Here is a 21,823-nt window from a genome sequence, read left to right on the forward strand (position 1 = left end):
ATGGCGGGGCGACGCGGCAAAAAAATCCTGGTGCTTGACCATGCGGTGGAACCGGGCGCCAAAATCCTCATCTCCGGCGGCGGGCGCTGCAATTTCACCAACACCAAGGTTGGGGGTGAGAACTTCATCTCGAAAAATCAGAATTTCTGCAAATCCGCGCTGGCCAGTTTCAAACCGGGCGATTTCATCGCGCTGGTCGAGGCGCATGGTATCAAATATCACGAGAAAAAACTTGGGCAGTTGTTTTGCGATAATTCCGCGAAGGAAATTCTGGCGATGCTGCTGGGCCTGTGCGCCGCCGCCGGGGTAGAATTGCGCACCGGGCACAGCGTTACCGAGATTACAAAAGCGGCGCATTTTTGTGTGGAAACCACGGGCGGCACCGTGGAATCCACCGCTTTGGTGCTGGCCACCGGGGGCTTGTCGATCCCCAAGATGGGCGCCACCGGATTTTCCTATGACGTGGCGCGCAAATTTGGCATCGGCATCGTGGAGACCCGCCCTGGCCTGGTGCCTCTGGTGTTCACCGGCGAGCGCTGGGCCTGGATGCAGGGGTTGAGCGGCGTCTCGTTTGATTCCATCGCCAGCCACGGCAAGCGCAAGTTCCGCGAGAACACCCTCTTCACCCATCGCGGCCTCTCCGGCCCGGCGATTTTGCAAATCTCCTCCTACCTGCCGCCCGGCGGCACGCTGGTGCTGGACATGCTCCCCGGCCAGGATGCCTATGAGGTGCTGCTGGAACGCAAGGCCAGCCGCAAAAAGGCCGAGCTGAAAACTGTGCTGGGCGAGTTTCTGCCCGCGCGCCTCGCGCATGCGCTATTGCAACCGCCGCTTGGCAACCACACCATTGGCGATATGCCCAATAAAGCCCTGAGAAACACAGCGGAGATGATAAACCGCTTCACCCTCACCCCAGCGGGAACCGAGGGCTACGCCAAGGCTGAGGTCACGGTGGGCGGGGTGGATACTGATGGCCTGTTCTCAAAAACCATGGGCGCGCGCGAGGTGCCGGGGCTGTTTGTGATCGGCGAGGCGGTGGATGTAACTGGCTGGCTTGGCGGCTATAATTTCCAATGGGCTTGGTCCAGTGGATTTTCGGCGGCGCAGGCGCTGTAGAGCGGGTTCGCGCTCCGGATGCTCCACGTGGAGCATCCCTGAGGATTCGATTATAACGCAATGTTAGTTAAGATTTATTTTTTGCTTGCACCCCAATTTGGGTGGTTTCGGAACGGAATATTAACGAGTTTTGAACTGCGTATAACCCTGGGCGCGCAGCACGCAGGCCGGGCAGGCACCGCAGCCGTAGCCCCAGTCATGCAGCTGGCCGCGCTCGCCGTTGTAACAAGTGTGGGTGCCGGTGCGGATCAGCTCGACCAGCGCCGCGCCGCCCAGGGTTTGCGCCAGTTTCCAGGTCTGCGCCTTGTCGATCCACATCAGCGGGGTATGCAATACGAAATTCGTGCCCATGCCGGTGTTGAGCGCCAGCTGCATGGCTTTCACCGAATCATCGCGGCAATCGGGGTAGCCGGAAAAATCGGTCTCGCACATGCCGCCGATGATGTGGCGCGCACCCCGGCGATAGGCCAGCATGGCGGCGAAGGTGAGGAAGACGAGGTTGCGGCCGGGGACAAAGGTGGTCGGCAGGCCGGAGGCGGCGAGGGTGATCTCGCTCTCGCGCGTGAGGGCGGATTCAGAGACCTGGCCGAGCACGGCGAGGTCGATCACATGGTCATCGCCCAGTTTTTCCGCCCAGGCGGGGAAACCGGCGCGGATCGCCTCGCGCACCGGGGCGCGCACCGACATCTCGATGTTGTGGCGCTGGCCATAAGTGAAACCAAGGGTCTCGACCACGGCGAAATTCTCCAGCGCCCAGGCGAGGCAGGTGGTGGAGTCCTGCCCGCCGGAGAAGAGAACGAGGGCTTTGCGATTTTGCTCCATGCGCCTTGAGTCGCCGGATTGGCGCGCGGCGTCAAGCGCCATGCCCGCGCCGTTTACCGCGAGATGACCTCCGGCACGATGGTTTTCACGATGGTGGCGTCCAGCGTCTCAAACCCCTCGTAGTCTATGGTGGCGTAGAGATCCTTGCGGGTCAGCATCTGGTCCACGCAGTTCTGCGCGCCGCCGTCCTTCATGATGTTCCGGTAGAGCTTCTCCTGCGCCAACGCCGCGACGCGCAGGCTGGTGACCGGCCAGATCAGCATTTTATAGCCGAAGGATTCGAACTGATCCTTAGTGTAGAACGGTGTGCGGCCGAACTCGGTCATGTTGGCGAGCAGCGGCACGCCGGGCATGCGGCGCGCGAACTCGCGAAACATTTCCTCGGTGTTGAGCGCCTCGGGGAAGATCGCATCCGCGCCGGCTTCCATGTAGAGCTTGGCGCGGGCCACCGCGCCGTCCATGCCCTCGGAGGCGGCGGCATCGGTGCGGGCGATGATGTAGAGATGGCGGCGGGCATGCGCGGCGGCGGAGATTTTGGCTGCCATGTCCTGCGGGGTTGCCAGTTTTTTGTCGTTCAGATGGCCGCATTTTTTGGGCAGGATCTGGTCTTCGAGATGCACGGCGGCGGCGCCAGAATCCTCGAAAGCGCGAACCATGTGCATCACGTTCAGGGCTTCGCCGTAGCCGGTGTCGCCATCGACCAGAACAGGCAGGCCCGAAGCGCGGGTAACCTGTTTGATGAAGAAGCAGACTTCATCGACGGTGATGATGCCAAGGTCGGGCAGGCCCATGGAGGCGGTCATCGCAGCGCCTGAGAGGTAGCAGGCGTTGAAACCGGCGGCCTTGGCCTGCTGCGAGGCGAGGCCGTTATGCGTGCCGGGCAGAGGCAGAATGCCCGGGCGGGCGAGCAACGCGCGGAAGCGTTCGCCGGCGGGCTGGGTGGGGAGGTCTGATGCGCGCAGATAAGGCATGATGATAATCCCTTGAGAAGAAAAAACCCCGCCAGGGCAACCCGGCGGGGGAACGGCTAGCGTTTCGACAGGGGCACGAATTCCAGGTTCTCCGGGCCGACATAGTTGGCGGAGGGCCGGATGATCTTGCCGTCGATCCGCTGCTCGATGATATGCGCGCTCCAGCCGGAGGTGCGCGCGATTACGAACAGGGGGGTGAACATGAGGGTGGGAACACCCATCATGTGGTAGGAAACGGCGGAGAACCAGTCGAGATTCGGGAACATTTTCTTGATTTCCAGCATCACCGTTTCAAGGCGTTCGGCGATGTCGAACATCTTGGTGGAACCGGCTTCATCGGAAAGCTTTTTGGCAACGCGTTTGATGACAACGTTGCGCGGGTCGGCGATGGTGTAGACCGGGTGGCCGAAACCGATGACGACCTCCTTGTTGGCAACGCGGGCGCGGATGTCGGCCTCGGCCTCGTCCGGGTTGGCGTAGCGCTTCTGGATTTCGAAGGCGACCTCGTTGGCGCCGCCATGTTTGGGCCCGCGCAGGGCGCCGATGCCGCCGGTGATAGCGGAATAGACGTCCGACCCGGTGCCGGCGATGACGCGGGCGGCGAAGGTGGAGGCGTTGAACTCATGCTCGGCGTAGAGCACCAGCGAGGTGTGCATGGCGCGCACCCAGCTCTCGGAAGGCGCCGTGCCGTGCAGCAGGTGCAGGAAATGGCCGCCGATGGAATCATCGCCGGTTTCCACCTCGATGCGTTTGCCGTTGGTGGAGAAATGATGCCAGTACAGCAGCGCGGAGCCCAGCGAGGCCATGAGACGATCGGCAATGTCCCTGGCGCCCGGCTGGTTATGGTCATGCGCCTCGGGCAGGATGGTGCCGAGCGCTGAGACGTAGGTGCGCATGACATCCATGGGGTGGGCGCTCGCGGGAATGGCTTCCAGCACGATCTTCACCGCGGCCGGGAGGCCGCGCAGCGCGCGCAGCTTTTGCTTGTAGGCTTTCAGCTCCGCGGCGTTGGGCAGGGTGCCGTGGACGAGAAGATGCGCGATCTCCTCGAACTCACAGGCATCCGCGACGTCGAGAATATCGTAGCCCCGGTAATGCAGATCGTTGCCCGAACGGCCGACGGTGCAAAGAGCGGTGTTGCCAGCGGCAACACCTGAGAGGGCGACGGATTTCTTCGGCTTGGGCAGGACGTTTTCGTTCATCGATGCGTCCTTTCTCAGAAGATGCCGGGCTTGGAGTCGAGCAGTTCGCCAGCCGGGAGCGCCACGTTGAGGCTGGAGAGCTCACCGGCGCCGAGCTTGGGCAGGTTCTGCACGGCCTCGAGGAAGCGGTTGCTCTCGCGGGTGGTGATGATGCCGTTGGTGAGCTGCTCGAACTTGTGGATATAGTCGGCGCGGCCGAACGGCTTGGCGCCGAGCGGATGGGCGTTGGCGACGGCCATTTCGTCGACCAGCTTCGAGCCGTCCTTGAAGAGAATCTCGACGCGCGCGCCAAAGGCTTTTTCGGCAATGTCCAGCGTGTGGTAGCGGCGGGTCCATTCCGGGTCTTCAACGGTTTCGATCTTGTGCCACAGGCGCACGGTATCAGCGCGGCCGGCGCGCTTGGGCGCGTAGGAGGTTTCGTGGTTCCAGAAACCGTCCTGGAGGGCCACCGCGAAGATGTACATGATCGAGTGGTCGAGCGTCTCGCGGCTCGCCTTCGGGTCCATTTTCTGCGGATCGTTCGCGCCGGTGCCGATGACGTAGTGGGTGTGGTGCGAGGTGTGGATGATGATTTTCTCGATGGCGTCCACATTCTCGATGGAATCGCGCATGCGGAAGGCGAGGTCGATCAGCGCCTGGGACTGGTATTCGGCCGAGTGTTCCTTGGTGTAGGTGTCCATGATGGCGCGCTTGGCTTCGCCGGGGGTGGGCAGGGGGACGTGATACACCGCGTCCTTGCCGCCGAGCAGCCAGGCGATGACGGAGTCTTCACCCTCATAGATCGGGCTCGGCGCACCCTCGCCGCGCATCACGCGGTCCACCGCCTCAACGGCCAGCTTGCCGGCATGGGCGGGGGCGAAAGCCTTCCAGGAGGAGATTTCACCCTTGCGGCTCTGGCGCGTGGTGAACGAGACATGCACGGCCTGTTGCACGGCTTGGTAGATCACATCCTGCTTGAGGCCGAGCAGGGTGCCGATGCCGGCGGCCTGGGCGGGGCAGAGATGGGCGATATGGTCGATTTTATGTTCGTGCAGGCAAATCGCCTTCACCAGATCGACCTGGATCTCATACCCCGTGGCGATGCCGCGGATGAGGTCGCGGCCGGAGCGGTCCAGAGTTTGGGCAACGGCCAGGATGGGGGGGATGTTGTCGCCGGGGTGGGAGTAGTCGGCGGCGAGGAAGGTGTCGTGATAGTCAAGCTCGCGCACCGCGGTGCCGTTGGCCCAGGCGGCCCATTCGGGCGAGACGGTGACGCGGGCGGGGGCGCCGAAGATTTGCGCGCCGCCTTTGCGCGGGTGGCCCAGGGCGCCGCCGCGCGCGGAGACCGCCGGGTGGCGGTTGACGGAGGCGATGGCGACGGAGGCGTTGTCGATGATGCGGTTGATGATCATGTCGGTCACGTCCTTGGTGACGGCGACTTTGTCGGCGGCGACGCCGGCGATCTTCCAGGCCAGCTGGTCTTCACGCTTCAGCGTGACTTTTGAGGGATAAACGCGAACTTCGTTGAGTTTCATGTTCCGGTGGCTCCTTGGTCTTATGTGTCTGGCGGCTTTGGCGGCTTGGGTGTTTGACGCGCAGGCGGTTGTTCGCGCGGGGCGCGAGGTCCGGCGTGTTCATCGCGCCAAATGTTGGGAGCGTCCAGGGTTTGGGTTGCGGATAATGGTGAATGCCTTGCGCCGGTTTGTAAATTTTGCGAAGAATTTTGTATGGCTGAGAAGAAAATCTTTGCAGGCGACAGGCTGCGCCGGGTGCGCGAGCAGGCGGGGCTGAAGCAGGCGGCGCTGGCGGTGAAGCTGGAGATTTCGGCCAGTTATCTGAACCAGATCGAGAGTGACCAGCGGCCGTTGACGGCGGTGCTGCTGGCACGGCTGGCGATGGTGCTGAATGTGCCGGAGGTTTATTTCGCGGACCATGAGGATGCCAGGCGCGAGAGCCAGCTGCGCGAGGACCTGGGAGACCCGCTGTTCCGCGCCATGCCGGGGGCGCAGGCGGAGGTGCGGGCGCTGGTACGCGCGGCGCCTGCGTTTGCGGAGGCGTTCATGACGCTCTACCGCGCCTATAGCGGGCAGGCGGAGCAGCGCGCGGCGCGGGCGGGCGGGGTGTTGCCCAGGTTTCCCTATGATGAGGTGCGCGACTGGGTGCAGTCCCGCCAGAACCATTTTGCCGCATTGGACCATGCGGCTGAGGGGATGTTCGAGGAATGGGGGTTCTCCCACGCCAGCCTACGCGAGGATATGCGGCGCTATTTGCGCGATGTGCATGGGATTACCACGGCGCACACGCCGGGGATGCTGGCGGAGGGGGTGTTCTGGCGGCTGAGCCGGGGGTCTAAGCGGTTGCATCTGGCGGAGGATGTCTCGCCGGAGAGCGAGATGTTCTGGCTGGCGCATGTGATCGGCCAGTTGCAGCAGCGGCCTTTGATAGAGCGCGAATTGCGGCGCGCGAAGTTCACCACCGAGGAGGCGCTGGGGCTGGCGCGGATTGCGCTGGCGAATTATTTCGCGGGGGCGCTGATGATGCCCTACGGGATGTTTCATGCGGCGGCGGTGACGGCGCGCTATGATGTGCAACGCTTGCAGCGGCAGTTTGGCGCGAGTTTTGAGCAGATTTGCCACCGGCTGAGCACGATGCAGCGGCCGGAGCTGCCGGGGATACCGTTTTACTTCGCCAAGACCGATATTGCCGGGAATATATTGAAGCGCAGCAGCGCCACGCGGTTTCAGTTCGCGCAGTTTGGCGGGCCTTGTCCGCTTTGGAATGTGTACAGGGCGTTCGCGCGGCCGGGGGAGGTTTTGGTGCAGCTGGCCAGCACGCCGGATAATATGAGCTATTTGAACATCGCGCGGACCGTTGGGCGGGGCGGGGGGTCTTACCTCAGCCGGCCGCGCGCGGTGGCGGTGGTGCTGGGGTGCGAGATACGATACGCGCCGCTGACGGTGTATGCGGCGGGGCTGGATTTAGGCAATCCGGATGCGGCGGACCCGATTGGCCCCGGCTGCCGGGCGTGTGAGCGCACGAACTGCCGTCACCGCTCCGTGCCGCCGATGGGCCATGCGCTGGATATGGGCACGGCGGAACGCGGGGTGGTGCCCTACCGGTTGAAGCCGGGCTGAGGCTGGCGCATGATCGCCCCGGCTATCCCGATAGGGTTGCCGGGCCGCCGCCCGAGGTGCTTGAGCCGGGGACTGAGCAGGTAAAGCCGACGACCGCGTTCCAGTAGCCGAGGTCGTCCGAGCCGTAAGTGCCGAGGTCGTTCCAGTATAATGCGTAGGTCTCGGGCGGGTTGCTGTTGCAGAGGATGGCGCCGAGTTGCGGGTTGGCGACGGCGTCGACCGGGCTGCCGTTATTCTGCCCGCCGATTGAGTTGAACAATGTGGGCTGGTTCGTGCCGTTCTGGATGCTTACCTGTGTGGCGGAGTTGCCGTTTTTCTGCGGGTTATAGCATTGATGGGATGTGTCCTGCGGCAGATTGAAATCAGAATGATTACTGTAGGCCGGTGGTTCAACTACGGCGGTATCACCCGCGTAGATGCCGGAGGTGATGGTGTAGCTGCTGGAGTAATTGGGCGTGTAGCCGTAGCTCTGGAGTATCCCGCTGGAATTAAAGACGGCAGCGGTGTCAGAATCGGTCACGCTACTGCCGCTGAGCGTAACATTGGAGTCAGAGCCGCCCAACTGGTTGGTGATGACGCCTGGTATGAGGTCGGTGAAAGTCTGGCCATCCCATACCGGGTCCATGCCCAGGATTTTTCCAGTGGAATCTTCGATCAGTATATAATAATCGGGCAGCAGCGCCTGGTTTTTGCTGTTCACCGGCGGGGCGGTGCCAAGTGGCTGGATGACAAGCGCGCAATTGCTGTATTGCGGCTGGCCGGATGCCAAAAAGGCTGATTGGTTGGTTGAGTTCTCGTTCGCGCAATTGCCGTAATTGCTGTTGTTCCAGTTCCACCATGGATTTGTTGAGCTTGAGGTTAGGGCTGTGGGGTCCTGCGTGGGCGTGGCGGGGGTGCAGCCGGCGATGCCGGGGGGGTAGATGTCGTTGGCGTCGTTGGTCATCCAGATGCTGCTGGTGCTGTAGGTGCCGGTTGTGTCCTGCGCGGTGTTCGTGGCGCTGTCTGAATAGCTCTGTCCTGGGAAGGCGGTGGAATAGATGTTCAGGCCGGTCCATCCGGTGGCGGTGGCATAGGGGTTGCTGATCGGCGCGCTGATGCTGGTGTTGGAACGGTCATAGTTGGGGCATACGGCGCGGACAACGTAGTTGTTGCCATTGACGTCTGTGTAGTTGTTGGCCATCGACACTGGCGCGATGAAGGGAATTAATGCGTGATTGGTCTCATAGGTGGGGGGGTAGCCGACCACTTCATAGGCGGATGAATAGACATTCAAACTATCCGCCACCGGGATGCCGACAGTGTTCTGGCCTGTGGTGGGATCCACGCTGATTGAGTCCAGCGAGCCGTAAAGTGTATGGTCCGGGCAGGCGCCCGTAAGGGTTGCCGTGTTGTCAACTTCAGTGGAGGTGACGACTGTGGTCTGGTAGGTGGTGGTATGGTGATGTGTGTGGCTTTGCGTTGTCGTTCCATCGGTGCCGGATGTGAGGGTGTATGTACTCGTGAGATAGTTTGGCGTTTGCGGGCAGTTGCCGGATGAGTCGAGATAATTATATGCGCATTGATAGACATTATAGGTGTAAGTGGTAGTTTCTGATGTCGTAATCGTTGTGCTGTTTTGATGATAGGTTGGCGTGTTCGATCCGTTTGTATAAACTTCCAGATTGGTTGAGGTTGGGTAGTAGCCGTTGGAGTGATAGCCATTGGCGCCGGTATAGTTAACAAAATTGAAGCCGATGGGCTGGTTCTGCTGCAAGGTGATGGAGCCGCCCGCCCCTGCCGTGCCGGAGCTGGTGGACAGCGCGATGAACAGATAATTACAGGCAGCCGCCGCGCCGGTGGACTCGGCAAGTTGCGCCAGCGGGCCGATGGCGGCGTAGATGTCGCAGGCGGAGTTGGGCGTGGGCAGGCTGGTATAGTCCGGCGTGGCGTTTGCGCCGGAGCCTGACATTGGCACCGCGTAAGCGTAAATCCCGCTGACGTCACCCGCCGAGCCGAAACCGGGGCTGGGGGGGATGTTTTTGCCGGAGATTGTCTGGGCGGGAAAGGCCGTGGTGGCCATGCTGCGCGCGGTCAGCAGTTCGGACGGGATCAGAAAGCCTAGAAGAGAGTTTTTAAGGACCCCGGTGGCGGTGACAACGACGCAATATTCAGCCGAGCTGGGGCAGCCGTAGGTGGATGTTGTTGTGACGTAGCTGCTGGAGCCCGCTGTGCCGCCGCATTGCGTGGTTGAGCCGGTGCAGGTTAGATTTGGCGTTGGCGTTGTTGTGGCAATGAATTTTGGCAGCTGGCTCGCGGTGCCGGTGTAGGCGGCGGTTGTGACGCTGGCGGCGTATTTATAAGATTCGGAGGATTGCCACGCGCCGGCGCCAGCGATTGCGGCGGCGTCCGTCGAGGCTTGGATCAGGGCGCGCGCGGATGCCGCGCGGGACAAATCCACCGCAGCGCCGGCGGTTATCATCAAAGGAACGGCCATGATCGCTAGCGCCACCGCGGTGGCGCCACGGCGGTCATGGAACATTCTTTTTATGAAGGTCATCATGGTGCCATTCCTGCTAATTTATTGACGTGTTGGAGGTGTTACAAAGCTGGGTGGTCACATAACTTGTCGTGCATCCGGTGTCAGAGCTGGGACATTGCAGCTCGGCTTTAGTGCCTGCGTAGCGCCAGCGCATAAAGGCCATTTGCGTAAGGCTGGGCCGGCTGGTGAGGATGATGCCAAGGATACCAGGGTAGGTTAAGGTGGCTTTGACGATGAGGGCATTGTCACAAGGGACACCCAGCATGCCAGTTGTGCCGCTTGTACCTGTTGTGCTGGGCGGCGAGGTTGTCGCCAGTTGTTCGGCGTTGGCGAGGCCGATCAGATTGCTGGTGGAGGGGGTGCAGGTATTCCCGGAAACGGTGAAATCGCTCTCCCAGGCGTCGTATGTATTGGTGGTGCTATACGCCTTGGCGGTGGATGTGGCGGGGTTGGGCAGGCCAGTGGGGCCGGATTCCAGGGTAACGCTGGCGATGGAGAGATTCATTCCGTTCGCCGGAAAGGGCGCCAAACCGAGAATTGCCCCCTGGCAAACGTCCTGTAGGGAGGCTTGTGTTGTGCCGGTAGAGGACATGAGAGAGACACCGGTGATTGTGGATTGGCTCTGGACGGCGATCATTTGCGCGACATTTGCGGTCAACGCATTTAGCTTCGCTTCAGTCCTGTATAGGGTAAGAACTTCGATGGTGCCGATAAACATGAGCAGCAAAAAGGGCACCACCAGGGCGAATTCAACGGCGGCGACGCTGCGCCGGTCCTTGAGGCATCTAAGATTCAGCTTAAAAAAAATCATGGTTCCATCACGGTCGAGACTGCGGAGTAGAGGGATGGGGTGCCATTTTCGGTCGCGACGCCCCCAGGAACGGCGAGAATCGTAAAAGGTAGCGGGTAGGCAACCTGAACGAGAAGAAAAGACGGATTGCCGGGGGATGTGGCGGTTATGCCGGTGAACAATTGCGGTGAGCTTAAATTTCCCGAAGAGCTGAAATTTGTCGCGGTGATGCCGCCGGTACCGAAATAGGGTCCAGCCTGGACCGAGTATTGCAAGCTGTTTGTGCAATTGGGGGCGGCCACGCCGAACTCGTTGCAAACACTGGCAACGAATGCGGCGCCGCTCGTGATGTTGCCGATTTCAACCTGCCGGGCCGCATTGCGAACGGCGTCATCCATGGTCATTTGCAGGAACATGTCAAGAGAAATGACGAATATACCAAAAATGAACAGAAAAAAAGCGGAGCCGATCAGGGCGAATTCAACCGCCGTGTCAGCCTTGGTTGTGTGTAGAAACCGGCGTGTTGCTGGAAGGCAGCCAAAAAACATCCGCGAGATGATGCACAGTGGAGCCAGAAGGCAATTATGAACTAGCTTGTGAAACATGTCGCTCAATTTCCAGGAAGCTCATATTGGCTTATTAATGAGAGATTTATACCGTCCAGATGAAGAAACAGCAATCTAATAACGTAATTGTTGTTGGAGTGTAGCAAATTTAATGGTTGGCAGGGCCTAAAAACTGGGCGGGCTGCTGGCGCTGATGAGCAGGCAAGGGGCGGGGCCTGGGTTGCGGAAGCGGTGGGGGATGTCGGAGCGGAAGTAGTAGGCATCGCCGGGTTGGAGGGTTTTCTCCTGCGCGCCGACGGTGATGATGAGGCTGCCCGCGACGATGATGCCGCATTCCTCGCCCTGGTGGCGGAGCATCTCCTCGCCTGTGTCAGCGCCGGGCTGGTAGGTTTCATGCAGCATTTGCAGGGCGCGCTCCTTGAGGTTGCCGCCGACCATGCGCATGGAGACGGTTTTGCCGAAGGCGATTTCGGTTAACTCGCTGGCGGCGAAAAACACCTGGTCGGAGGCGGCGAAGTTGTGGGTGAAGAAATCCGCCAGGGAGAGGGGGATGCCGTCAAGGATTTTCTTCAGCGAGGAGATGGAGGGGCTGACGCGGTTTTGCTCGATGAGGGAAATGGCGCCGTTGGTGACGCCGGCGCGGCGCGCCAGCTCGCGCTGGGTGAGGCCGTAGATCTGGCGGACCAGGCGCAGGCGGGTGCCGATATCGTCAGAGGGGGCGGTGGTGGACATGGTGTGCGTTCCTGGCGTTTAGAATATTCAACATTTTTGGAGGTTTTTGTCCGGCAGGGCAATAAAAAAACGGTTTTGGTCGATTTAACGTAATGTTGGTCAATTATTCTTGACGGCGCCGCGGGGCCTGGGCGAGACTGTTTTGGCAATAATAGCGGGGATTTGCGTGGCGTGGCACCTGAGCAGACCAACGGTTGAAGCTATGCCGCGCTGCCGGCGCCGGGGACGCGGATGATGCCCGGGGCGGTGATGATGCCGGCGGGGCCGGAGAAGGTTACCGCCGCGCGAGGGGCGATTTCACTCTCACATATTACCAGGATTTTCGCCGGGAGCATTCCCGCGGTTGATCATATAGACCTGGAAATTCAGGCGGGGGAGTTTTTCACGCTGCTGGGGCCCTCGGGCTGCGGCAAGACGACGCTGCTGCGCATGATCGCGGGGTTTGAGACGCCCGATGAGGGGCGGATTGTGATCTCGGGCCGGGAAATGCAGGATGTGCCGGCGCATCAGCGCGCGGTGAACACGGTGTTTCAGTCCTACGCGCTGTTTCCGCATCTGAACGTGGAACAGAATATCGGCTTTGGGCTGCGCATGCGCGGTGTGAGGAAGCCCGAGCGCAAGAAGCGCGTGGATGCGATGATGGAGTTGTTGCAGATCGGGCCGTTCGCGGCGCGTAACGCCGGGCAGCTCTCGGGCGGGCAGCGCCAGAGGGTGGCGCTGGCGCGCGCGCTGGTGAACGAGCCGGAGGTGGTGCTGCTCGACGAGCCGCTCTCGGCGCTGGATGCGAAATTGCGGGCGGAATTGCAGATAGAACTGCTGCGGATGCAGAAGCGGCTGGGGATGACGTTTATTTTCGTGACGCATGACCAGCATGAGGCGCTGGTGATGTCTGACCGGATTGGCGTGATGTCAAACGGGCGGTTGCAGCAGGTGGGGCCGGTGCTCGATGTGTATGAGAAGCCGCGTAATGTGTTTGTCGCGGAGTTTCTGGGGCTCTCGAACATATGGGCGATTGAGCCGCTGGGCGGGGGCATGGCGGCGGCGCCGATCGGGGTGTTGAAGATCGCGGCCGTGATAGGTGTGGCGCGGATGGCGATGATCCGGCCCGAGAAGATATGGATTTATAACGACACGCATGCGCCGCAGGGGCGCGAGAATGTGTTCCCCGGCACGGTGCGCGAGGCGATTTATATGGGGGCCTCGACGCAATACCGCATCGAGCTGGGCGGGGGCGGGTTTATACTGGCGCTGGATACCAACAACCAGGCGGCGGAGCGGAGTTGGCGGCCGGGCGAGGCGGTGGCGGTGGAGCTGAAGCCTGAGAATATCATGCTGGTGGAGGCCTGAATGGGCACCGCGGCGCAGGGTGAGGCGCGCAGCCGGGCCTGGCGGCTGTGGATAACCTCCGGGCCGGGGTTGTTCTGGATTGTGCTGTTTCTGCTGATCCCGAGCGGGGTGATGCTGGGCATCGCGTTTTTCACCAATAGCGATTTTGGCTCGCCGGTTCTGCCGCTTTCGCTGGATTCGTTCTCGCAGGTGGCGGGCTATGGGATTTTGGGCTGGAGCGGGGCCAATTTCACGGTGTTGCTGCGCTCGCTGCTGCAGGCGGGGGTTGCCACCTCGGTGACGATTCTGCTGGCGTATCCGCTGGTGTTTTTCATCGTCACGCGCCCGGCCAGTCTGCGCCCGGTGCTGCTGCTGTTTGCGATTGTGCCCTCATGGACCAACCAGGTGGTGCGGACCTACGCCTGGATGGAGCTGCTCAACCCGTTTGCGCCGGTCTCGCATGTAGCCCAGGTGCTGGGGATTATTCCGCCGCATCTGGGCTTGATGCCGGGGAATTTCGCGGTGCTGGTGGGGCTGAGCTATAATTACCTACCGTATATGGTGGTGCCGCTCTATGCGGCGGCGGAGAAGCTGGACTGGACGCTGGTGGAGGCGGGGCGGGATTTATATGCCTCGGGCGCGCGGCTGTTTTTCAATACGGTGTTTCCGCAGACGCTGCCGGGGCTGCTCTCGGGCATCATTCTGGTGGGGATTCCGGCGTTTGGCGATTATGTGGTGCCGCAACTGCTGGGGGGCGACAAGGCGATGATGCTGGGTTCGCTGATCGCTGACCAGTTCACCTTTTCGCCGGACTGGCCTTATGGCGCGGCGCTGACGCTGATCATGCTGGTGTTCACCTGCATCGGGCTCATCGTGTTCCGCAGGCTCACGCAACGGTTGGGCGGCGGGGAAGGGGCGATGTTATGAACGCGGTGCCACGCAGGATCAGGCGGGTGCTGGCGGGGATCAGCCTGCCGGTTTATCTGCTGCTGTATGCGCCGCTTTCAGTGATCGCGATTTTTTCGTTCGCGCCGTCGCTCGGGCATCCGGGGCCGAATCTGGCGGCGTATGGCATGTTGCTGAATGACCCGGAGGTGCTGGCGGCGCTGCGGCGCTCGCTGACGCTGGCCATCGGCTCGGCGGTTTTAGGCACGATGCTGGGAACGCTGATGGGCTTTGGGCTGAGCCGGTTCCGCCCGGCTAAAGGCGGCGGGTTTTGGGTTGGGACGCTGCCGAGCCTGATCATTTATTTACCGATCATCATGCCGAGCCTGGTTTTTGGCATCTCGGAGCTGATATTTTTCAATTTCGTGCATGAATATACCGGGCTGCTCTCGGCCGGGCTGCTGACCATGGGGATTGCGCATGTGACCTTTCAGGCGCCTTATGTGGCGCTGGTGGTGTATGCGCGCCTGGCCGGGCTGGACCCGAACCTGTTCGAGGCGTCGCAGGATTTATATGCCAATGCGGTAAAGTCTTTTGTATTTCTGACGATTCCGGTGGTGCGGCCGGCGCTGATCGGTGGATTTCTGCTGGCGATTACATTGTCGATCGATGATTTTACGATCAGTTTTTTCACCGCCGGGCCGGGGAGTGTCACGCTGCCGATTTACATCTATAGCGCGATTGCCCGTAAGGGTTCCTCACCCGAGATCAATGCGCTGGGTAGCCTGATGATCGCGACCGTGATCGGCGTTGCCCTGCTTTATTATTTTGTCACCCGCCATCGTGAGCGCAGCACTCGGATTCCGGCTGTTGCATAACAACCAAGAGGAGAGATTGTGACCATGCTGAAATCGAAACTGTTGGGCGCTAGCTGCGCCGCCGCCTTTGTTGCCGCCGCCGCCATGTTGCCGCAGGGGGCGAGGGCTGATCAGCCGACGCTGAATCTGTTTACTTGGTCGGATTATATCGATCCGGCTATGGTCAAGGCTTTTGAGAAGCAGTGCGGCTGCAAGGTGGTAGAGACCGATTATGATTCCAACTCCGAAATGGAAGCCAAGCTGAAGGCCGGGGCTGATTCGCAATATGACGTGGTTGTGCCGTCGAGCTATTATGTCGCGCGGTTGAAGGCCGAGGGGCTGCTGCAACCGCTGAACCATGCTGCGATTCCGAACTTCAAGAATCTTGAAAAGAAATTTCAGGATCCGACTTATGATCCGGGCGATAAATATTCGATTCCCTATCAGTGGGGCACCACGGGTGTTGGGTATCTGAAAGACCAGATTAAAGATCCGGCGCCGAGCTGGGGGTTGCTGTTCGACCCGAAGGTGAATACGACCTATCCGTTTACGCTGATGAGCGGGAGTGGGCAGGATACGATCGGCGCGGCCTGCGCGTATCTGGGTTATGGATTTGCCTGCGATACGAAGGCGGCCTGGGTGGCGGCGGCGAAGCTGATTAAGGAAACCCGCGCGCGCAAGAATTTCGCGGGGTTCGAGGATGGCGAGCCGGAGCGCGACCAGCTCAAATCCAAGCTCAACTCGGCGGGCATGGTGTTCAACGGTGATGTGGCGACCAGCTATGCTGATGGCTCGGGCAAGGATATCGGCTTCTTCCTGCCCAAGGAGGGGACGGAGATATGGGTTGATACCATGGCGATTCCCGCGCATGCGCCCAATGCGAAGCTGGGGCTTGAGTTTATCAACTTCATCCTCGATGCGAAGGAGGGCGCGGCACTTTCCAACTTCAACGATTACAGCAGCCCGAATGCCGCCTCGCAGCCGATGCTGGCGGATAATCTGAAGGCGGAGCTGGTCTCGCCGACGCCGGCGGACTTCAAGCTGTTGCATTTCCTGCCGCCGCTTTCGGGCGCGAAGTTGAAATTGTTCAACGCCATCTGGACGGCCGCGAAACAGTAATTTTTCAGCTCCCCCTCCGCTGATGCGCAGGGGGAGCGTTTTCTGAGGGTATTATGAGTACAATTAATTTACATGAGTGGTTCGATGAACATAGGATAACGGAGGTGGAATGCCTGGTGCCCGATATTACCGGGATACCACGCGGCAAGATCATGCCTGCGCAGAAGTTTTTTCAAGGCGGCGCGCCGCGGTTGCCGGAGGCGATATTTATTCAGTCGGTAACGGGGGAATACCCAGAAGACCCGCAGGATACGCTGACCGATCCGGCGATTATCGACATCAAGCTGATCCCCGATGCCAGCACCGTGCGCTTGGTGCCCTGGGCGCATGAGCCGACCGCGCAGATTATTCATGATTGCCAATACGCGAACGGCACGCCGGTGCCGATGGCGCCTCGGCAAGTGCTGCAAAGTGTGCTGCGGCTGTATGAGGCCAAGGGTTGGAAGCCGGTGCTGGCGCCGGAGCTGGAGTTTTATCTGGTGGGGCGCAACACGGACCCGGATTATCCGCTGGTGCCGCCGGTGGGGCGCTCAGGCAGGCAGGAGACGGGGCGGCAGTCTTATTCCATCGACGCGGTGAACGAGTTCGACCCGCTGTTCGAGGAGATGTATGATTTCTGCGATTTGCAGGAGCTCGATCTCGATACGCTGATCCATGAAGAGGGCGCGGCGCAGGTGGAGATCAACTTTTTGCACGGAGATCCGCTGCATCTGGCCGATCAGGTGTTTTTGTTCAAGCGCACGGTGCGCGAGGTGGCGCTGCGGCATAATATTTATGCCACCTTTATGTCCAAGCCGATGGGCACGGAGCCGGGCAGTGCGATGCATGTGCATCAGAGCGTGGTGGACCCGAGGACGGGCGCGAACATGTTCGCGGGGCCGGATGGCAAGGCCAGCCCGTTGTTTCTCTCCTACATCGCGGGGTTGCAGAAATATATTCCGGCGGTGATGCCGGTTTATGCGCCGAATGTGAATTCCTATCGCCGGCTAACGCGGTTTTCCAATGCACCGATTAATTTGCAATGGGGGTATGACAACCGGACCTGCGGGTTGCGGGTGCCCTTTGGCGAGCCTTCGGCCATGCGGGTGGAAAACCGGGTGCCGGGGGCGGATGCCAATCCGTATCTGGCGTTCGCCGCCACGCTGGCCTGCGGGTATCTGGGCATGGTGGAGGGGTTGCAACCGACGCCTGTGCAGATCGGCTCGGCCTATTCGGGGGAATACACCCTGCCGCGCGAGCTGAGCCATGCGCTGGATATGATGGATCAATCCGAGGCGATGCGCGGGGTGCTGGGCGACAAGCTGGTGGATGTGCTGGTGGCGGTGAAGCGGCTGGAATATGAGACGTATCTGCGCGTGATCAGCTCCTGGGAGCGGGAGCATCTGCTGCTGAACGTGTGAGGGCGGGGTTAAAGCGCGATGCGGCGCAGGATTTCCGTCACCAGGGCGTCGATGTCGCCTTGTTGCGTGCGATGGTTGACGATGGCGGCGCGGATGGCCATGCGGCCGCCGATGGTGGTCGTGGAAGGGGCGAAGAGGCCGGATTCCTGGAGATCGGCCACCAGATCGGCGGTTTGCGCGTCTGTGTAGACGGTGATGGCGAAGCAGACGATGTTGAGCTTGACCGGGGCCAGTAGTTCCAGCCGGTTGCTGGCGGTGATGCGCGCGGCGAGGTGCTGGGCCAGGGCGCAGGTGGTGTCCACCACGGCGCCGAGGGCTTCGCTGCCGTAGGCGCTGAGCGTCATCCAGATTTTTAACGCGCGGAAGCCGCGCGAGAGGTCCGGCCCGAGGTCGCACGGCCAGGGGTGGCCGCCGGCCAGGCCGCGCGGGGCGGCGGCAAGGTAGCTGGTGGCCTGGGCGAAGGTGGCGTTGTGGAGAGCGGGGTCGCGGATGAGGACGCAACCGGCGTCATAAGTGACCTGCGCCCATTTGTGGAAGTCAAACGCCACGGAGTCGGCTTGTTCGATGCCGAAGAGGAAGTGTTTGCGGTTGGGCGAGAGGGCGGCGAGCGCGCCGAAGGCGGCGTCGGCATGGAACCAGGCGTTATGTTCATGCGCGATTCCGGCCAGGACGGTCAGATCGTCAAACGCGCCGACGTCCACGGTGCCGGCGGTGCCGACGATGAGGAAAGGGGTGCAGCCGGCGGCCTTGTCCGCCGCGATGGCGGCGCGCAGGGCGTTAAGGTCCATGCGGAAATCGGCATCCACTGGGATTTTGCGTAGCGCCTGCAGGCCGAGGCCCGCCATGTCCAGCGCGCTGGGCACGCAGCGGTGGACCCCGGCGCTGGCATAGGCGGTGAGGCGCGCGCCTTGCAGCCCGTTGGCGCGGGCATCGGCGCCCAGGGCCTTGAAGCGGGCGCAGAGCACCGCGATGAAATTGGCCATGGAGGAGCCGGTGAGCAGCACGCCGCTGGTTTGCGCGGGCAGGCCCAGCATTTGCGCCGCCCAGGCGATGACCTGGCGCTCCACCGCGATGCCCACATGGTCGCGCCCGCCGCAATTGGCGTTCATCGCCCCGGCGAGCAGCTCCGCCAGCATGGAGACCGGATTGCCGCCGCCGTGCACCCAGCCCATGAAACGCGGGTGGGTGTTGCCGGTGACATAGGGTTTGATGTTGGCGGTGAAGGATTCGTAGAGGCGTTCCGGCGCCGTGCCGTGGGCGGGCAAGGGGGTTGTGAAACCGGCGCGGATGTTATCGGGCAGGGGGCGCCAGACGGGCTGGGTGGCGATGCCGGCGAGATGGTCGATCATGTCGTCCATCATCCGGTGGCCCAGGGCGCGCAGGCCGGACCATCCGGCGGGGTCTAGAGTGCTCATGCCGGGGGTTATAAGGCAGGATGGGCGCTTGCCAAGGCTGCGGAGCCCGGCAAGGCCAAGCTTTAGCCGCCTGACCTTGCGTTCGTGGCCCCGTGTTTGCTCCGGCCGCCGGTATCAGGCCATGCGCGCATGCACGGCGCGGACGGCCTGGCGTTGTTCGGCGACCTGGGCCTTCATCGACTTCTGCAGCTTCTCGAAGGCGCGGACCTCGATCTGACGCACCCGTTCGCGCGAGATGTTGTAGTGCTGGGAGAGGTCCTCCAGCGTGGTCGGGTTGTCCGTCAGGCGGCGTTCGGAGAGGATGTGGCGTTCGCGCTCGGTGAGGGTTTTGAGCGCGTTGCTGAGCAGGGCTTTGCGGCCGGTCAGTTCCTCGCGTTCGGCGAGTTCGGATTCCTGGCCTTCGCTGTCGTCAACCAGCCAGTCCTGCCATTCGCCTTCGCCATCCATTTTGATCGGCGCGTTCAGGCTGCTGTCAGCCGAGGAGAGGCGGCGGTTCATGTTCACCACGTCCTGCTCGGGAACATCGAGCAGATGCGCGATTTTGGCCACCTGGTCGGGTTGCAGATCGCCGTCGTCGATCGCCTGCATCTGGCCTTTGAGGCGGCGCAGGTTAAAGAACAGTTTTTTCTGCGCGGCCGTGGTGCCCATTTTAACCAGCGACCAGGAATGCAGGATGTATTCTTGAATGGCCGCGCGGATCCACCACATGGCATAGGTGGAGAGGCGGAAGCCGCGGTCTGGGTCGAAGCGTTTGACAGCTTGCATCATGCCGACGTTGCCCTCGGAGATGAGTTCGCCGACCGGAAGGCCGTAGCCGCGGTAGCCCATGGCGATTTTGGCGACGAGGCGCAGATGTGAGTTCACAAGCCGGTGGGCGGCGCTCTGATCGCCGGTGTTGCGCCAGGCGCGGGCCAGACGCTCTTCCTCTTCATGCGCCAGCATCGGGTATTTGCGGATTTCCTGCATATACCGGGTCAGGCTGGTGTCGGGTCCAATAGCTGAAATGGAGGCCATACAGCGGATTCTCCTAAATTTCTTCAGTCTGTGCCACCCAAAGGATTCGGCGCGGCACGCAACGGAACACTTTATATACGTCGTATCGTTACCGTCTGGATCACTTATCCTTACCAGTATTCAGCGGAGATACCCCTTAAAAGGCAGTAATCATCCAGCCAGATACATGACCGTTCGGGCGATTTGATAAGTCAGTCTATGGGGCGGCGGAGAGGTTCGTCAATTAAAAAGGACTGAGGTAGTCCTGTTTCATGTGCATGCGAGCAATGCATCCGCCAGGGTTTGGAAATCTGCCGGGGGCGGGACGCTAAAGCGCAATGCAACGCCGGTGATGGGATGGGCGAAGCCAAGGGTTTGCGCGTGCAGAGCCTGGCGGGGGAAGTCCAGCGCGAGGTCCTGCGCGGGTTGGCTGAGCGTTTTGGCGGCGGCCGGGCGGCGGCGGAGATAGACTGGGTCCCCCACCAGGGGGTGGCCGATATGGGCGAGGTGGACGCGGATCTGGTGGGTGCGCCCGGTTGCGAGCCGGCAGGCAAGCAAGGCGGCGGCGGTGCCGAAGCTGCGCAGGGTGCGGTAGTTGGTGAGGGCGTGCTTGCCGTTGCGCGTGACCACGGCCATGCGTTTGCGCTCACGCGGGTCGCGGCCGATGTCGCCGTGGATGGCGCCGCTGGAAGGGTTGGGCACGCCCCAGCAGATGGCCTGGTATTCGCGCTCCAGATCCCGCGCTGCGAAAGCGGCGGAGAGGCGGGTGTGGGCCAGCTCGGTTTTGGCGGCGACCATGACGCCGGAGGTGTCTTTGTCCAGCCGGTGGACGATGCCGGGGCGGCGCTCGCCGCCGATGCCGGTGAGGCTCTCGCCGCAATGGGCGATGAGGGCGTTGACCAGGGTGCCGTCCGGGTTGCCGGGGGCGGGGTGGACCACCATGCCGGCGGGTTTGTTGAGCACCAGGAGGTGTTCGTCCTCGAAGAGGATGGCGAGCGCGATGGCTTCGCCCTGTGGCGTGGCGGGAGCCGGGGCGGGCGGGGTGAGACAGTAGAGCGCGCCGGGGCGCACGGGTTCGGAGGCATCGATGGTGGTGGTGCCGTCGCGCGTGAGCCGGCCTTCCAGGACCATGCCCTTGACGCGGGAGCGCGAGATGGTGCCGATGGCCTTCGCCAGGAAGGTGTCCAGCCGGATGCCGGCATCTTCCTGCGTGGCATGAACGGTTATTTCAGGGAGTGGGTATGCGCGATCAACCACAGGCGGATTTGCGGGGTTTGAAGGTGTTGGTGGGCGGCATGGGGCTGCTCATCGTGCTGGGCACTGCGCTGGTTATTGGGACGGTCATCCACCGCATTTATGCCAGGAAGCCCGCTGCGTCGATGGTGGTGGCGCCGATGGTGCCGGACGGAAATTCCGCCACGGCTGTGGGCGCGCTGGCGCCAGGGGAGCATATCGCGGGGATCGCCGGGGCGGGGAGCGATGTCGCGGTTTGGGTGAACGGCCCGGGAGGTGACCGGCTGCTGCTGGTGGACCCGGCCAGCGGGCAGGTGAGCGTGGCGCTACGCACAACCCCCTGAAAAGGCGGCGGGGGGCGTGATTTTTGCGCGCGAGGAAAAATTCCACCGCATGGCTTGTAAAAATTATTCCCCTGGCTTAATGCGCTCGTGCCTCGTCCCGTTCGTCTAGAGGCCTAGGACACTGCCCTTTCACGGCGGCGACAGGGGTTCGAATCCCCTACGGGACGCCATTCTCGAACAAAAGTAATAACCTCCCCCGGCGTGTTCGGGAGGTCGTTCATGGCTGCTTTCGCCAGCACTCCTTTTGGGCCGCTGACGCGGATTTCTTCCTTGCTGATGGTGACATTGTCAACGAACAGCTTGAGGTAGGCTTTGCGCATCTCCGGCGGTGCCTGCCACAATGCGGTGCGGATGGCGGTTGAGAGCTTGGTCAGCTTCGCCTCGGTGAGGCGCTTTTGCGCCGGTTCGGTATTTGAGGCTG

At 61.7% G+C, this 21,823-nt stretch carries 19 protein-coding genes and 1 tRNA gene; 9 read left to right on the forward strand and 11 right to left on the reverse strand.

Translation table 11 applies throughout. The features are described from left to right. Positions 1–1,116 (forward strand): aminoacetone oxidase family FAD-binding enzyme (locus PHE40_RS06195; protein ID WP_299959538.1); only part of this gene is annotated, 1,116 nt, incomplete at its 5' end. Positions 1,117–1,236: 120 nt separating this feature from the next. Here the strand turns inward: PHE40_RS06195 and queC are convergent. From queC to PHE40_RS06215, 4 genes are read right to left on the reverse strand one after another with little or no spacing between them, the layout of a single operon-like run. Further along, positions 1,237–1,938, reverse strand: coding sequence for a 7-cyano-7-deazaguanine synthase QueC (gene queC, locus PHE40_RS06200; RefSeq protein ID WP_299959541.1), 702 nt, complete (start codon positions 1,936–1,938; stop codon positions 1,237–1,239). 53 nt (positions 1,939–1,991) lie between these two features. Beyond that, positions 1,992–2,909, reverse strand: a complete 918-nt coding sequence (gene prpB, locus PHE40_RS06205; protein ID WP_299959544.1) for a methylisocitrate lyase — start codon at positions 2,907–2,909, stop codon at positions 1,992–1,994. Between the two features lie 56 nt (positions 2,910–2,965). Then, positions 2,966–4,111, reverse strand: a complete 1,146-nt coding sequence (gene prpC, locus PHE40_RS06210; protein WP_299959547.1) for a 2-methylcitrate synthase — start codon at positions 4,109–4,111, stop codon at positions 2,966–2,968. A 14-nt stretch (positions 4,112–4,125) separates the two neighbouring features. After that, positions 4,126–5,625 (reverse strand): MmgE/PrpD family protein, encoded by a 1,500-nt coding sequence (locus PHE40_RS06215; RefSeq protein WP_299959550.1) that lies wholly within the window; start codon positions 5,623–5,625, stop codon positions 4,126–4,128. A gap of 192 nt (positions 5,626–5,817) precedes the next feature. On the opposite strand from PHE40_RS06215, the gene PHE40_RS06220 reads away from it, so the two are divergent. Continuing rightward, positions 5,818–7,224: a short-chain fatty acyl-CoA regulator family protein gene (locus PHE40_RS06220; RefSeq protein WP_299959553.1), complete on the forward strand. Its 1,407-nt coding sequence runs from the start codon at positions 5,818–5,820 to the stop codon at positions 7,222–7,224. Positions 7,225–7,246: 22 nt separating this feature from the next. On the opposite strand, the gene PHE40_RS06225 is transcribed toward PHE40_RS06220, so the two are convergent. From PHE40_RS06225 to PHE40_RS06240, 4 genes are all read right to left on the reverse strand, one after another. Then, positions 7,247–9,742 carry a TadE/TadG family type IV pilus assembly protein gene (locus tag PHE40_RS06225; protein WP_299959556.1) on the reverse strand — a complete coding sequence of 832 codons (2,496 nt, stop codon included), beginning with the start codon at positions 9,740–9,742 and terminating at the stop codon, positions 7,247–7,249. Positions 9,743–9,776: 34 nt separating this feature from the next. After that, positions 9,777–10,553 (reverse strand): TadE/TadG family type IV pilus assembly protein, encoded by a 777-nt coding sequence (locus PHE40_RS06230; RefSeq protein WP_299959561.1) that lies wholly within the window; start codon positions 10,551–10,553, stop codon positions 9,777–9,779. Beyond that, positions 10,550–11,137 carry a TadE/TadG family type IV pilus assembly protein gene (locus PHE40_RS06235; RefSeq protein ID WP_299959564.1) on the reverse strand — a complete coding sequence of 196 codons (588 nt, stop codon included), beginning with the start codon at positions 11,135–11,137 and terminating at the stop codon, positions 10,550–10,552. The genes PHE40_RS06230 and PHE40_RS06235 overlap by 4 nt, the downstream gene beginning before the upstream one ends. 126 nt (positions 11,138–11,263) lie before the next feature. Continuing rightward, a complete protein-coding gene (locus PHE40_RS06240) occupies positions 11,264–11,830 on the reverse strand; it encodes a cupin domain-containing protein (protein ID WP_299959567.1) in 567 nt (188 codons plus the stop codon). A gap of 231 nt (positions 11,831–12,061) precedes the next feature. On the opposite strand from PHE40_RS06240, the gene PHE40_RS06245 reads away from it, so the two are divergent. The 5 genes from PHE40_RS06245 to PHE40_RS06265 are packed head-to-tail and all read left to right on the forward strand — an operon-like array spanning position 12,062 to position 17,417. Then, positions 12,062–13,177: an ABC transporter ATP-binding protein gene (locus tag PHE40_RS06245; RefSeq protein WP_299959570.1), complete on the forward strand. Its 1,116-nt coding sequence runs from the start codon at positions 12,062–12,064 to the stop codon at positions 13,175–13,177. Continuing rightward, entirely contained in the window at positions 13,178–14,083 is a 906-nt protein-coding gene (locus tag PHE40_RS06250; RefSeq protein ID WP_299959573.1) for an ABC transporter permease, read from the forward strand. After that, positions 14,080–14,919 (forward strand): ABC transporter permease, encoded by an 840-nt coding sequence (locus PHE40_RS06255; protein ID WP_299959576.1) that lies wholly within the window; start codon positions 14,080–14,082, stop codon positions 14,917–14,919. The genes PHE40_RS06250 and PHE40_RS06255 overlap by 4 nt, the downstream gene beginning before the upstream one ends. 24 nt (positions 14,920–14,943) lie before the next feature. Further along, on the forward strand, positions 14,944–16,017 hold the full coding sequence (locus PHE40_RS06260; RefSeq protein ID WP_299959579.1) for a spermidine/putrescine ABC transporter substrate-binding protein: 1,074 nt from the start codon (positions 14,944–14,946) through the stop codon (positions 16,015–16,017). A gap of 53 nt (positions 16,018–16,070) precedes the next feature. Beyond that, on the forward strand, positions 16,071–17,417 hold the full coding sequence (locus tag PHE40_RS06265) for a glutamine synthetase family protein (protein ID WP_299959581.1): 1,347 nt from the start codon (positions 16,071–16,073) through the stop codon (positions 17,415–17,417). Positions 17,418–17,425: 8 nt separating this feature from the next. Here PHE40_RS06265 and PHE40_RS06270 read toward each other — a convergent pair whose 3' ends face one another. The 3 genes from PHE40_RS06270 to PHE40_RS06280 all read right to left on the reverse strand — a co-directional run bounded on the left by PHE40_RS06270 (position 17,426) and on the right by PHE40_RS06280 (position 21,082). Then, positions 17,426–18,832, reverse strand: coding sequence for a pyridoxal-dependent decarboxylase (locus PHE40_RS06270; protein WP_299959583.1), 1,407 nt, complete (start codon positions 18,830–18,832; stop codon positions 17,426–17,428). A gap of 114 nt (positions 18,833–18,946) precedes the next feature. Beyond that, complete coding sequence (rpoH, locus tag PHE40_RS06275) at positions 18,947–19,846, reverse strand: RNA polymerase sigma factor RpoH (RefSeq protein ID WP_299959586.1); 900 nt, start codon at positions 19,844–19,846, stop codon at positions 18,947–18,949. 249 nt (positions 19,847–20,095) lie between these two features. After that, positions 20,096–21,082 (reverse strand): RluA family pseudouridine synthase, encoded by a 987-nt coding sequence (locus PHE40_RS06280; protein WP_299959589.1) that lies wholly within the window; start codon positions 21,080–21,082, stop codon positions 20,096–20,098. Between PHE40_RS06280 and PHE40_RS06285 the strand changes: the two genes are divergently transcribed. Then, positions 21,067–21,402 carry a hypothetical protein gene (locus tag PHE40_RS06285; protein ID WP_299959592.1) on the forward strand — a complete coding sequence of 112 codons (336 nt, stop codon included), beginning with the start codon at positions 21,067–21,069 and terminating at the stop codon, positions 21,400–21,402. The genes PHE40_RS06280 and PHE40_RS06285 overlap by 16 nt on opposite strands. 94 nt (positions 21,403–21,496) lie before the next feature. Continuing rightward, a tRNA-Glu gene (locus PHE40_RS06290) sits at positions 21,497–21,572 on the forward strand. Positions 21,573–21,823: the final 251 nt, after the last annotated feature.

It is taken from the genome of Acidocella sp., assembly GCF_028687955.1.
GTDB lineage: Bacteria > Pseudomonadota > Alphaproteobacteria > Acetobacterales > Acetobacteraceae > Acidocella.